We start from the raw sequence: 13,891 nt of genomic DNA, 5'->3' as shown, positions 1-13,891 counted from the left end.
GAATAAATATTGATAGATGAATAGTAAAATGACGTGTAAATTGGGTTAACAATTTATACGTCTTTTTCGATACAAAAATACTATAGTAATATGATATGGTATAAATTATAATTACCCATGTATAAGTAAATAAATAACCATATGTAAAGAAGGGCGAAGATTGTGTTAGAAAAAAAAGCGGGCAATAAAGAGTATCGATTTAGTACGACTCAAATAGTTGCATTGGGGTTTTTTGGAGTTATTATGATTGGAGCAGGTCTATTGACATTGCCTGTTTCTTCAGTGGATGGAGAGGCTACGGCATTTATTGATGCCTTGTTTACTGCTACCACCTCCGTTTGTGTAACTGGATTAGTTACATTAAGTACTGCATCTCATTGGAGTTTGTTTGGCAAAATTGTAATACTATTTTTGATACAACTTGGAGGTCTTGGGGTTGTTACTTGTGTAACCTTATTTCTAGTAATGGCAAATCGCAGAATTACTTTGAACGAAAGAGTCATCATTCGTGAATCCTATGGACTTGATACCATGGAGGGAATGGTGAAACTAATTAAAAAAATAGTAAAAGGAACATTATTGATTGAAGCAATTGGAGCATTTTTTTATTGTATTTATTTCATTCCTGAATTTGGATTTTTACAAGGGCTGTGGAAGTCTGTATTTAATGCAATTTCTAGTTTTTGTAACGCGGGTATGGATATTTTAGGTGAGACAAGTCTTGCTAAATACAAAAATAATGCAGGGATTAATTTTAATACAATGGCTTTGATTATATTGGGGGGAATTGGCTTTCCCGTATGGTGGGATGTTATTCATACGTTAAAGGAGATAAAACATAAAAGGATTCGAAAAAGACATTTTTTTGTTCGTTTAACACTTCATTCCAAAATTGCAATCGTTATGACATTAATATTAATATTTGGAGGATGTTTCACTATCTTTTTATTCGAGTATAACAATCCTATGACCATGAAAGACTTGCCACTTATGAATAAATTAATGGCTTCATTGTTTCAAGCTGTCACAACAAGAACAGCGGGATTTTTTACGATATCACAAGACAAGTTCACGGATGCCTCGATTATGATTAGCATGATACTTATGTTTATTGGAGGTTCTCCTGCAGGAACAGCTGGTGGAATGAAAACGACTACCATTGCAATGATTCTTTTAACCACAATGTCCTTTGCAAAAGGTAGAAGTGAAACAGAGGTCTTTAATCGAAAGATTGCCTCTGATAATGTTCGCCTTGGTTTAGTTGTTGTAACACTTGGATCGATTGTGTTATTTACTGCGATTACATTATTATGTGTAACCGAAAATACACCATTTCTTAATGTTGCGTATGAGGCAGTTTCTGCGCTCGCAACGGTTGGGCTAAGTAGAAATTTAACGCCGTTTTTATCACCTTTTGGTAAACTTATTATCATTGTATTAATGTATTTAGGAAGAATAGGTCCAATAACTCTTGTAGTAGCCCTGTCAAATAAAGCGAGTAGTAAGATAGGAATTGATTTCCCTGAAAAGAAAATTATAGTTGGTTAAGGAGAAAAATTATGGTAATGAAGGAATTTGCAGTATTTGGACTAGGAGAATTTGGAAAAAGTGTTGCACTTAATTTAGCGAAAAATGGATGTGAAGTTTTAGTTGTTGATAATGACAGTGAAAAGGTAAAAGAAATTGCAGATTATGTAACATATGCGGTGACTGCGGATGTAACGGATTATAATGTGTTAAAATCATTAGGGATTCGTAATCTGGATGCAGTTGTGGTTGCAATTGCAGAAAGTCTTGAATCAAGTGTTATGGCGACTATATTTGCAAAGGAGCTTGGAGTTCCTTATGTATTAGCTAAGGCCTATACAGAAGTACATGCTACGGTACTAAAAAAGGTGGGAGCAGATGCGGTGGCTTTTCCAGAAAAAGAAATGGGAGCAAGAACTGCAAAAAACTTAATGTCTGAAAATTTTGTTGATTTGGTTGAACTCTCTTCTAAATTTAGTATGGTAGAAATGAAAGTTCCAACAAGTTGGGAAGGTATGACACTGCGTGAATTAAATCCAAGGGATAAACTAGGTGTGAATGTAATTGCGGTAAAAACAGGAGATGAGGTAAATGTAAATCCGAATCCAGATACGCCTTTTGTAAAAGATGAGACTCTTATTATAATAGGTGACAATAATATGCTAGAACGATTAAGTAAGAAATAGATCAATACTTATCAGAGGAGAAAATGTATCAATGATTACCAGTGTAAGCAATAAGCAAGTGAAAAATATCATTCAGTTAACTAAAAAATCAAAGATTAGAAAAGAAACAAACCAATTCGTTGTAGAAGGGATAAAGATGTTTCAAGAGGCCCCTAAAGAGGCCATAAGACAGATTTATGTTTCAGAATCTTTTCTTGCAAAAGACAATCATAAGGATATATTAGGAGATTGTAAGTATGAAGTGATGCAAGATTTTGTATTCCAAGCAGCGTCTGATACGAAAACGCCACAAGGAATACTTTGTATCATTGAGCAATTTCATTATAATACAATTGATATTATTAGAAAAAATCCTGCACATATCATTGTATTGGAAGACCTTCAAGATCCAGGAAACTTAGGTACCATACTAAGAGCAGGGGAAGGTGCAGGTATTACTGGAGTAATATTAAGCAAAAACTGTGTAGATATCTATAATCCAAAAACCATTCGCTCAACCATGGGTTCCATATACCGCGTACCGTTTGTCTATGTGGAGGATTTAAAGAAGACGGTAGAAGAATTAAAGCGAAACAATATTGAGATTTATGCGGCGCATTTAAAGCAAAGTCAGGATTATGACAAAATTGATTTGACAAAGTCTCATGCATTTATGATTGGAAATGAGGGAAATGGGCTAAGTGATGAAATATCATCAATAGCAAATTCTTATTTAAAGATTCCAATGGAAGGAGAGGTTGAATCCTTAAATGCCGCAATCGCCGCATCTATCCTGATGTACGAGACTGCAAGGCAGCGTCGAAACCTGTAAAATTTCCTAAAAATAGTTTGCTTGACAAATAAAAGTAATTCTGTTACAATAACTCCGTAATAAAAGTTAATAATTCTGTAATAATTGTAATAAAAACGCATTAATTATGAAAGCAATGCTACATATTTCGATTTGAATCAGAATTAATTCAGATGAATTATATTACGTTCAATTGAAACTTTGGGAGGTATACATGAAGTTAGGAAACAGAAAGGTAGTTATCGGCGGTCTGACAGCAATTGCGTTTACGTCGTTGACAGCATTTACAAATGTAACACCAGATACTACATCTGATACTAATCCTTTTAGTGCGACACCATCAGTAGAATATCAGAGCTTAACAATTACAGGAAGTAGTGGAATAGGAAAATATTCATCACTGTTTATGCCAGGTAAAGTAACGACAACACTTGATACTATTTTGGTAGATTCAAAAACAGTAGGAAGTAAGAATCCAGTGAAGTTACAGGCAGGTATTGCCAAAGTATTTACTCAAAGCGTAACATTGGACGCCTTAGAGACAGTTGTTGAAGAGGATAGCAACGAGACTCAGTTAAGCAAATCAATGCTTAACAACGATAGCGTTTTTGAAGAAGCAGACCAGCATAATGCTGCAACACAAGTTGCTACAACACAAGAGGTTGTAACAGAGAGTGAAACAAAAATCGAGAATTCGATAGCGCAGGTGGATGATACGAAAGTAGATGATTCTACGAAGTTAAAACAACCTGAGCAAATAGAAGAACCTACAAAGGTAGAAGAATCTTCTGACAATGAATCAAAAGAAGATATAAATAAAGCAATTGAAAATGCCGAACAAACACAAACAGAGATTCCTTCTGATGTTGAATCATTTAAAGAGGCTGATAAAAAAGCAGAAGAGAAAAAGGAAAAATCTGAGTGGGACGATAAAGTAATGGCAGATGTTGAAGAATCTGTAAATATTCGTGCAGAAGCAAATGAAGAAGCTGAGATAGTTGGAAAGTTCTATAAAGGAGCAGAAGCAAATATCCTTGAAAAAGGCGATGAATGGACAAAAATTAGTTCAGGTTCTGTAACAGAAGGTTATATTAAGAACGAATTCTTAGCATTCGGAGAAGAAGCAGAAGCTTTAGCAGAACAAGATGGTCAGTTGATTGCTACAGTGAATACAGATGCTTTAAGAATTAGAAGCGAAGCAAGCGAAGAAGGTAAGGTACTTGATCTTGCAGAGAATGGTGAACAGCTAACAGCTGTAAATCAAAATGGAGATTGGGTTGAGATTGAATATACAAGTGATTCAAATGCATTTGTTGCAAGTGAGTTCGTTAGTGTAGATTACGTTCTTGGTAAAGCGATAACCATAGAAGAAGAAAAAGCAATCCAAGAAGAGAAAAAAAGAAAAGAAGCTGAAGCCAGAATGGCTGAAATAGCAGCCAGCGAAGATGCAGCATTACTTGCAGCAGTGGTTCGTATGGAAGCAGGCGGTGAATCTTATGAAGGTAAATTAGCCGTTGCCAGCGTAGTTGTAAATCGCGTAAAGAGTGGAAGATATCCAAACTCTGTAAGTGGCGTTGTTTACCAAAGTGGCCAATTTCCAGGCGCAGGTAATGGAACCTTAGCAGGATTTCTTTCAGCAGGGATTGGCGGTGACTGTAAAAAGGCAGCGGTAGAAGCCTTAGCAGGACTTACCAATATAGATTATTTACATTTTAACGCTGTATCAAGAATCGGAACTGATGGATATGTGATTGGAAATCATTGTTTTTACTAATAAATATAGAAAGATCATTCTTAAAAAGAGTGGTCTTTTTTGTATAAAAAATTTTGATGAAATCAAAAAGCAATAGAAAAATACAAGGGGAGGACTCTAAAAAGTATATTACAAAAAAACCATCCATTCCATGGAATCAATCAAATACAAAATGAAACGATAACAAAATGACTCTATGCATCATATAGTATATATTATGATAAAAAAGAGGAAAAGAAAAAATGGATAGTAACGTTTATAACTTTCAACAATATTTAGAAAATAATAATCCACCACAGGGTTACATTCGAGTATTACATGCAGTTCCAAATGCTCCTAACGTAGATGTATATGCAAATGAAACACTTGTATTTAACGATTTAGCATTTGGTGAGTATACCCCTTACTTAACACTTCCAGAAGGAAGATACAAAATCGAAGTATACGTAGCAGGAACCATGAATGATCCAATTCTAACTAATAATGTAACAAATAATGAAGGAGCTTATCTTACCATTGGCGTAACAGGAACACTAGATGATCTTGGGATGGTAGGAATCATAGATGTAGATATGCCAATAGAGCCTGGAAAAGCAATGATTCGGTTCGCACATTTATCTCCAAATGCTCCGGCAGTTGATATCACCTTAGCAAATGGTAATGTAATATTTGATGATGTTTCCTTCCGTGAAATTACTTCCTATATGGATTTATTACCAATGAATTATACATTGGAAGTAAGGGGAGCAGGGTCAGATGCAATTGTACTTACTGTACCAAATGTAAATCCGGAAAGCGGAAAATACTATACCGTTTATGCAATTGGTTTGTTTGGAGAAACACCAGGAATTGAGGCATTACTTGTAACGGATGGGGAATTGTAAGTAGAACGAATAGAAGCTCATACCGAAATAAATCATGATTGTATTTTGGTATGAGCCTTTTTCTATTCTTCTGAAAAAAGAACACTTCCAGAAGAACTTCTTTTTTTGATTTGAGTTTGTACATGAATGGTAGAAAAAGGAGATTCAGGAGCCTGAATTCTATATAATAATTGATTTGCCGCAATTGCTCCCATTTCGCTATTTGGAATATGGACCGTGGTTAAATGTGGTTCAATAATTTTTGATTCAGGGGAATCGTCAAATCCGATAATAAGGATATCCTCTGGTACTGAAAGACCCAATCGCTTAATTGCTTTGATTGCATTGATTGCCTGATAGTCATTAGAACAAATAAAAGCTTGGGGAAGCTGTTGTAAGCCTTTTATTCGTTTGCAAAGCCAATCACTCTCGCTGTAGGGGGCAGAATCCTTATCTAGAATACAAAAATCTTCGCTGTAGGAAAGATTATAATCTATCAAAGCATTTTTATATCCCAGCCAACGTTCATAAAAAGAAAGACAATGATTCTTATCGCCTAAAAATCCTATTTTTAGATAGTTGTTATCAATTAATGTTTTAGTTATGGAATATACACTATTGTAGCTTTCCATTAATAAAATATCAGCTTTTAGAGGTGAACTAGGATTTATGACGCAGGTATCAATAAAAAGTGTGGGCAGTCCTAAATTGCATATAAGCTGGTTATAACTTTCAGAAAACATTTCGATACAGACTAAACCACTTATTGTATCGGGATTAAAATTAATTGGAAGGTTCATAGCGTTTATATCATCTTCCCGAACCATGTACATGGCCAATCGATAACCTGATTTACTAATTACGGCTTCAAAAGTTGATAATAGATTAAAACCAAAATGGGAAGTGTTGGGCATACTGCAGGTTAAAAGTGCAATTTCTTTTGCTTTTGATATTTGATCATTAAGTGGCTTAGAATCCATGTAGGCATATTGCTTATAACCGAGTTCAATCGCTTTTTTTAAGATTCTCTCCTTTGTTTCAGTAGAAATAGAACCTGTTCCATTGAAAGCTTTTGATACAGTATTTCTGGATAATCCTAATTCATCTGCAATATCTTGTGCAGTAACTCTGGATTTCATAAGAAGCCTCCTTTAATAAATTATTATAGTAAGTTTACATGGAACTGTTTTGTATTATAGGAATATTTTATGTTTACATTTATAATACAATATTTACACAAAGGTGTCAAATGTAAACATGAAAATAAAGAACTGTATATTATTATAAATAAACTGCAATTAAAGTGTCAAATGTAAACATTAGATATAAATAAAATGTGCATTTGAAAAAAAGAAACAATAAAATATTGACATATTACAAATTGAGTGATAAAGTATGCATATAAAATCTACTAGTTTTAATAAAAATATAGTATTTATGTACAACTCATGATATAAAAATAGAAACCGATGTGTGCAAATGTAAAATAAGGAGAGGGTCAAAATTGAAAAGTAATGCAAGTGATGCAATGATTAAAAATAATTCATGGAAAAAGAAAGGGAAATATATTCAAAAAAATTGGCAACTTTATATTATATTCATGCTTCCAGCATTTTTACTAACGGTAATATTTAAATATCTTCCGATGGGAGGTGTTCTTCTTGCTTTTAAAGATTACAGTGCAATGAAGGGGATTATTGGAAGCGAATGGGTGGGGGGTAAATACTTTCAAAGATTTTTATCTTCTCCGGATTTTATGAATTATTTACTAAACACATTAAAAGTGAGTTTATATGGTCTGGCATGGGGATTTCCAGTACCAATTATTTTGGCATTATTACTTAATAGAATCAAACGAACTGGAATGAAAAAAAAGATACAATTGATTGTATATGCTCCTAATTTTATTTCGGTCATAGTTCTTTGCGGTATGGTACGTATCTTCCTGTCGCCAGTAGGGCCGCTCAATAATCTACTAGGAACATCGTACAATTTTATGACAATGCCAAGTGCTTTTCGGTCAATTTATATTGCAAGCGGAATATGGCAGGGAGCAGGTTGGGCTTCCATTATGTATACAGCAGCTTTGGCCAATGCAAGTAAAGAGCTAACAGAGGCAGCAGTTATTGACGGTGCTAATGTATTTCAACAGATTAAAAATGTAGATTTACCTGCAATAAAATCAATTATTGTGATTCAATTTATATTACAGGCTGGTAATGCTATGAGTGTTGGTTTTGAAAAAGCATATGCATTGCAGACGGATATGAATATTGAGGCATCAGAAATTCTAGCAACCTATGTCTATAAGTTAGGGCTATTAAATGGAGACTACGGCTTTTCTACAGCGGTCGGATTGTTTAATTCAATAATCAATATTGTTTTATTAATTATTGTAAACAAAGTGGTAGCTAAAATAAATGATGGACAAGGTCTATAGGAGGTAAAATTATGAAGACAAGAACATTTAATCAGTTATCCTTCTCAGATAGGACATTATTGGGTATCGGTTATATTTTACTGGCGATTTTTGTTGGCATTATTATTGTTCCACTGGTATATGTGGTGGTGGCCTCATTTATGGATCCTACGGTATTGCAGAATGAAGGCATAAGTTTTGACTTTAGTACTTGGACACTCACAGCATATGAAAGAGTAATGACGAACAAAATGATTTGGGTTGGCTTTAGTAATTCAATTATTTATTCAATGTCTTATACATTTATTTCAGTACTTGTTACCATTATGGCAGCTTATCCAATGTCAAAAAAAGACTTTGTCGGAAAAGGATTCTTCAATATTATATTTATTATTACAATGTTTTTTGGTGGTGGTTTAATTCCGACGTATTTACTTATTAGCGATTTGCAATTAGTTAATACGCCTTGGGCAGTGATCTTGCCGGGAGCTTTCAGTGTTTGGAATATGATTCTGGCGAGGACCTATTTTCAGTCCATTCCAGAAGAATTACGAGAAGCTTCTAGTATGGACGGCGCCTCAGAGTTAGTCCATTTTGTTAATGTATTGTTACCGGTCTGTAAGCCAATTATAGCAGTTTTAGCACTATATCAGTTTGTGGGAATGTGGAATAGTTATTTTGACGCTATGATTTACCTAAATGATTCTAAAATGCAACCATTGCAATTAGTCCTTCGATCTATTCTGATTCAAAATACTCCAGAAACGGGTATGATATCAGATATACAAAGTACAGCGGAGCTGGCTAAATTAGCTGAATTGCTAAAATATTCAACGATTGTAGTGTCTAGTTTGCCTTTGCTAATTATGTATCCATTTTTCCAAAAGTATTTTGACAGTGGAATTATGATTGGGTCAGTAAAAGGTTAAAAAATAATATATATAAAAAGGAGAGAAAGCATGAAAAAGAGAATGAAAAAAGTAGTATTACTCTTATTAGTATCATTTATGATGTTGTCTACAGGAGCTTGTTCAAGTCAGGAGGATGCAACAACAGCAGCAGTAGGAAAGGACGCGGATGGAAATGTTGTAGAAATTGTATTTCCGCTGGAAGAAACAGCCACATTATCCTTTATAACAAATGCATCTGCAAACTCTACACAAAATCCTAATGAAAGAGCAATATTTCAAAGAATGGAAAAAGCAACTAATGTACATATTAACTGGACTTGCTTCGTAGAGGATCAGTTTAGTGACAAGAAAAATCTAGCATTAGCACAGGCAAAAAATCTTCCAGATGGATTATATAATGCAGGTATGAGTGACTATGATTTACTTCGATATGCAAAGCAAAATGTAATTATTTCCGTAGAAGATTTAATTGATAACTATATGCCAAACTTAAAAAAAATTCTTGAAGAGAATCCTGAGTATCGTTCTATGATAACAGCAACCGATGGACATATCTATTCATTTCCTTGGATTGAGCAGTTAGGTTCTGGTAAAGAAGCAATACAGACGATTGGAAATATGCCTTTTATTAACAAGACATGGTTAGAAGAACTTGGATTAAAAGTGCCAACAACAACAAAAGAATTAGAAGAAATACTAATTGCATTTAAAGATAACGATCCAGCAGGAAATGGAAATACGATTCCTATGTCCTTCATCATTAATGGAGGAAATGAAGATGTAAGTTTTTTAATGGGAGCTTTTGGAGAAGGATATGGTGATGTAGTAGATCATATTGCAGTATCAAATGATAAAAAAGTAATTTATACAGCGGCACAAGATGGATATAAAGAAGCAATTAACTGGCTGCATGAATTGCAAACAAAGGGAGTGATTGATCCGGAAGCATTTACACAAGATTGGTCTACCTTTGTAGCAAAAGGTAAAGCGGGACGATATGGATTGTTTTTTTCATGGGATAGCGCAAATATTGTGGCTAATATGAATGATTATATTCCACTGCCAGCATTAAAGGGGCCTACTGGTACAGTGAGTGTTCCAAGACAAAGCGGCAGTGCAACAAGTGGTTTTGACAGAGGAAGATGTGTATTGACAAGTAACTGTAAAAATCCAGCATTGGCAGCTGCATGGATTGATCAAATGTATACACCATTACAATCAATACAAAACAATTGGGGTACTTACGGAGAAGAAGATAAATTTAATATCTTTGAAATGACAGAGAGTGGAATGTTAAAGCATATGGACCTCGGAAGCGAATCACCGGTTGAAGTAAGACAGGCACAAAATGTAGGAGGGCCGTTGGCAATCCTTGATAGTTATTATGGAACCTATGTAACCTGTCCTGCTGATGCACAATATAGATTAGACTGGATTAAAGACATTTATACTAAAGATATGATTCACGAATACGTATATCCAAATGTATTTATGAGTCGGGAAGATACAGATATAGTTACACAATATACAACTGATTTAGATAAATATACAAATCAGAAAAAAGCAGAATGGATTCTAAATGGCGGTGTTAATGTGGAATGGGATGAGTATCTAGAAAAGCTGGAGGGCTATGGTTTATCAAAGTATCTTAAAGTAAAGCAAACATACTTAGATAATTATTTAGTAAAGTAAGTATAAAAAGGTGTTGTTGATGTCAATAGCACGTCTGAAAGGTTGAAAGCAATATGAATAAAAATGAATTACATAAAAGACCTTATGATGTTATTGCCTTGGGGGAATTATTAATTGATTTTACAATATACGGAAAAAGTATGCAAGGAAATTCCCTTTTTGAAGCAAATGCAGGAGGAGCACCCTGTAATGTACTGGCAATGCTCACAAAACTTGGAAGAAAAACCGCATTTATTGGAAAAGTAGGAAATGATATTTTTGGACATATGTTAAAAAAGAAGGTCTCAAATTTAGGAATTGATACACAGGTTCTTGTGATTGATGAGGAGATCCCTACTACATTAGCTTTTATACAAAATAAAGAGAATGGAGAAAGAGAGTTTTCTTTTTACCGAAAACCTGGAGCTGATATGATGCTTAAGGAAAATGAGATTGAGGAAGAAATTTTTACAAAGGCAAAGATATTTCATTTTGGTACGATATCCATGACGGATGAAGGGGTAAGAAAAGCTACTCAAAAAGCCATAAACGCAGCACTTAAAAATGAGTGCATCATTACATTTGATCCAAACTTAAGACTGAATTTGTGGTCAGATAAAGTTAAGGCAAAGGAGGCAATGCACTATGGGCTATCAAAATGTCATGTTCTAAAAATATCGGATAATGAGATTGAGTTCTTACTTGATACAAGTGACACAAAAGAAGGAATTAAAATGCTCCATAAGAAATATCCAGATATTAAGCTGATTTTGGCTACAATGGGTATTGATGGAAGCTATGCATATTATAAGGAACAGTTTGTATTCCAAAAAGCTTTTATTCAAAGTAACACAATTGATTGCACGGGAGCAGGTGACACTTTTAATGGAATTGCAATTCATTATATTTTGGAATATGGATTAGATAATTTAAACGAAAAAAAACTTAAAGAATTATTATGCCATGCTGGTGCAGGTGGAGCTATTATAACAACAAGACCGGGCGCGCTGTGTGCTATGCCAGATAAAAAAGAAATAAATATACTAATAAAAAAACAAATATAATTTGATTTAAAGTACGGAGGAAAGAGATAGTGGAAGTTAGTAAAGGAAAGCTAGAAATGGCAAGGGAATATGAACAGGTAAAGGGAAGGGAAATTCCACAGGAACAAAGGCCCTCTTTTCATCTTAGTGCTCCAGTAGGATGGATAAATGATCCCAATGGGTTTTCTGTTTATAAGGGAGAGTATCATTTGTTTTATCAATATAATCCCTATGAGCCGAGAAATGGATTAATGCATTGGGGGCACAGTAAATCCAAGGATTTAATAAAATGGGAGCAATTACAAACTGCATTAGCTCCTGATATGGAATATGATGCTCAAGGCTGTTTCTCTGGTAGTGCTTTGGAACATGAAGGAAAGCATGTGCTTATGTATACAGGAGTGCAGGAAAAAAAGAGAGAAGATGGTTCTATGGTTGTTTTTCAGACGCAATGCATAGCATTTGGTGATGGCAAAGATTATAAAAAACTAAAAAATAATCCAGTTATAACACATGAACAGCTTCCAAAGGGAAGTAGTATAACTGATTTTAGGGATCCTAAAATATGGAGGGAAAAAGAATGCTTTTATGCTGCAATAGGAAGTAGAAGTTCAGATGATAGTGGACAAATAGTATTGTTTCAATCTGAGGATTTGAAAGATTGGAACTATATTACCATCCTAGATAGCTGTCAAAATGAGTATGGAAAGATGTGGGAGTGTCCAGATTTCTTTGCCCTAGATGAAAAACAAGTACTTTTAATTTCGCCTCAAGACATGCTTGCGAAGGGACTAGAGTTTCATAATGGGAATGGAACGGTATACTTAATTGGTAAATATGAAAAGGATAGACACTCATTTACAAGGGAATATGTTGGTGCCATTGATTATGGCCTTGATTTTTATGCACCTCAGACATTGGAAACAGAAGATGGAAGAAGGATAATGATTGGGTGGATGCAATCATGGGAAAATCATTTGCTACCTCCTGATTTTTTGTGGTCAGGAATGATGAGTATTCCAAGAGAATTAAATATTTTAAATGGCAAATTAATTCAAAATCCAGTTAAGGAAATTGCAAAGTATTATAAACAAACAGTAACTTTTTGTGATTTAAAAGTCCGTGGTGAGATGAGTTTGGGGGGAGTTGCAGGGCGTTGTATTGATTTGACAGTAGAAATTACCGGAGGAGATTTTAAGATATTTACAATTGCTTTTGCAAAAAACAATGAATTTCAGACTATAATAGAGTATGAGCCAGAGGAAAACAAAGTAACTATAAACAGAGAATATTCAGGTATCAGAAAAGATATGATACATAAAAGAAGCATGTATGTAGCAGATAAAGAACATAAAATAAAGTTAAGACTTCTTTTAGATAAATTTTCAGTAGAAATATTTGTAAATGATGGGGAGCAAGCTATGTCAGCCCTTATCTATACACCTTTGGATGCAAAATGCATCTCATTCCATACCAAAGGAGAAGCAGACGTTAATATAGTAAAACATGATTTAGTTTAAATAAATCAAAACAAAGGGGTTGTCGCTTTAACAATTGAAAAATTGTGAAGCGGCAGCTTTTTTAGGAAACAAATGCCGCCCGTTTTACCATTTTGAATCTTATTATGTAGTTTGTTATATTACGAGCCATGGCAAGAAGCGTACTTTCTGCAAGAACATTTGTTGTGCCTTTGCTTAAGTATCTCCGAAACTGCATACCCTGTTTTTGATTTACTATGTCTGATATATTCCATTGTCAGCTCCTTTCAGTTTCGACAGACATAGGCGACTTTTTCTTTGTTATACTCCATGTTTTCTATCCTGCCGATATCATTTCGGTAGTTTCTGGTTTTTGATATTTCATAATTTGAAGGTTTGATAAATGCTGTTTGGCCATTGCCTTCAAGAAAAAAGTAATTTTCTTCACTTTCATAACCAGCATCGGCAACAATCTTACTATATTTGAACTTTAGATAATTTTCTGCATCCTTTAAAAATGGAATGAGCGTTGTTATCGGTTGGCTGTGGACCTATCGTAAGCCAGGTAACATACTCAGAGTCAACTCCGTGCTGCAGATTAAGTGCAGGTTTTAACTGTCCATTTCCCATTGCATCTTCCTTCATTCGCATAAATGTTGCATCATGATCCGTTTTGGAATAACTATTCCTTGCGCCGCATATGTGCGACAGCCCCTTAATTTTTTAAAGAAAAAGTTTATTGAACACATG

At 34.4% G+C, this 13,891-nt stretch carries 11 protein-coding genes and 1 pseudogene; 10 read left to right on the top strand and 2 right to left on the bottom strand.

What is annotated here, in order from left to right; translation table 11 throughout:
* Window positions 1-162 precede the first annotated feature (162 nt).
* From F7O84_RS13395 to F7O84_RS13375, 5 genes are all read left to right on the top strand, one after another.
* Complete coding sequence (locus F7O84_RS13395; RefSeq protein WP_243140889.1) at window positions 163-1,548, top strand: TrkH family potassium uptake protein; 1,386 nt, start codon at window positions 163-165, stop codon at window positions 1,546-1,548.
* A gap of 11 nt (window positions 1,549-1,559) precedes the next feature.
* On the top strand, window positions 1,560-2,213 hold the full coding sequence (locus F7O84_RS13390) for a potassium channel family protein (RefSeq protein WP_151146117.1): 654 nt from the start codon (window positions 1,560-1,562) through the stop codon (window positions 2,211-2,213).
* A gap of 31 nt (window positions 2,214-2,244) precedes the next feature.
* Window positions 2,245-3,024, top strand: coding sequence for a TrmH family RNA methyltransferase (locus tag F7O84_RS13385; RefSeq protein WP_151146115.1), 780 nt, complete (start codon window positions 2,245-2,247; stop codon window positions 3,022-3,024).
* Window positions 3,025-3,217: 193 nt separating this feature from the next.
* A complete protein-coding gene (locus F7O84_RS13380; protein ID WP_151146112.1) occupies window positions 3,218-4,777 on the top strand; it encodes a cell wall hydrolase in 1,560 nt (519 codons plus the stop codon).
* Window positions 4,778-4,998: 221 nt separating this feature from the next.
* Window positions 4,999-5,640 carry a DUF4397 domain-containing protein gene (locus tag F7O84_RS13375; RefSeq protein ID WP_151146109.1) on the top strand — a complete coding sequence of 214 codons (642 nt, stop codon included), beginning with the start codon at window positions 4,999-5,001 and terminating at the stop codon, window positions 5,638-5,640.
* Window positions 5,641-5,702: 62 nt separating this feature from the next.
* Here the strand turns inward: F7O84_RS13375 and F7O84_RS13370 are convergent, their stop codons facing one another.
* Window positions 5,703-6,758: a LacI family DNA-binding transcriptional regulator gene (locus F7O84_RS13370; RefSeq protein ID WP_151146106.1), complete on the bottom strand. Its 1,056-nt coding sequence runs from the start codon at window positions 6,756-6,758 to the stop codon at window positions 5,703-5,705.
* A 389-nt stretch (window positions 6,759-7,147) separates the two neighbouring features.
* Here F7O84_RS13370 and F7O84_RS13365 point away from each other — a divergent pair, with 389 nt between their 5' ends.
* The 5 genes from F7O84_RS13365 to F7O84_RS13345 are packed head-to-tail and all read left to right on the top strand — an operon-like array spanning window position 7,148 to window position 13,183.
* On the top strand, window positions 7,148-8,059 hold the full coding sequence (locus tag F7O84_RS13365) for an ABC transporter permease (protein WP_151146760.1): 912 nt from the start codon (window positions 7,148-7,150) through the stop codon (window positions 8,057-8,059).
* Window positions 8,060-8,070: 11 nt separating this feature from the next.
* Entirely contained in the window at window positions 8,071-8,967 is an 897-nt protein-coding gene (locus F7O84_RS13360; RefSeq protein ID WP_151146104.1) for a carbohydrate ABC transporter permease, read from the top strand.
* Between the two features lie 30 nt (window positions 8,968-8,997).
* Complete coding sequence (locus F7O84_RS13355; RefSeq protein ID WP_151146101.1) at window positions 8,998-10,641, top strand: type 2 periplasmic-binding domain-containing protein; 1,644 nt, start codon at window positions 8,998-9,000, stop codon at window positions 10,639-10,641.
* Between the two features lie 53 nt (window positions 10,642-10,694).
* Window positions 10,695-11,684, top strand: coding sequence for a carbohydrate kinase family protein (locus F7O84_RS13350; protein ID WP_151146098.1), 990 nt, complete (start codon window positions 10,695-10,697; stop codon window positions 11,682-11,684).
* Window positions 11,685-11,713: 29 nt separating this feature from the next.
* Entirely contained in the window at window positions 11,714-13,183 is a 1,470-nt protein-coding gene (locus tag F7O84_RS13345) for a glycoside hydrolase family 32 protein (protein WP_320411224.1), read from the top strand.
* A 27-nt stretch (window positions 13,184-13,210) separates the two neighbouring features.
* Here the strand turns inward: F7O84_RS13345 and F7O84_RS19630 are convergent.
* Window positions 13,211-13,846 (bottom strand): annotated as a pseudogene (locus F7O84_RS19630) (transposase); the annotation flags it as partial.
* Between the last annotated feature and the right edge of the window lie 45 nt (window positions 13,847-13,891).

It is taken from the genome of Candidatus Galacturonatibacter soehngenii (assembly GCF_008830185.1).
GTDB lineage: Bacteria > Bacillota > Clostridia > Lachnospirales > Lachnospiraceae > Lachnotalea > Lachnotalea soehngenii.
This window is presented reverse-complemented; position numbering and strand designations above follow the sequence as displayed.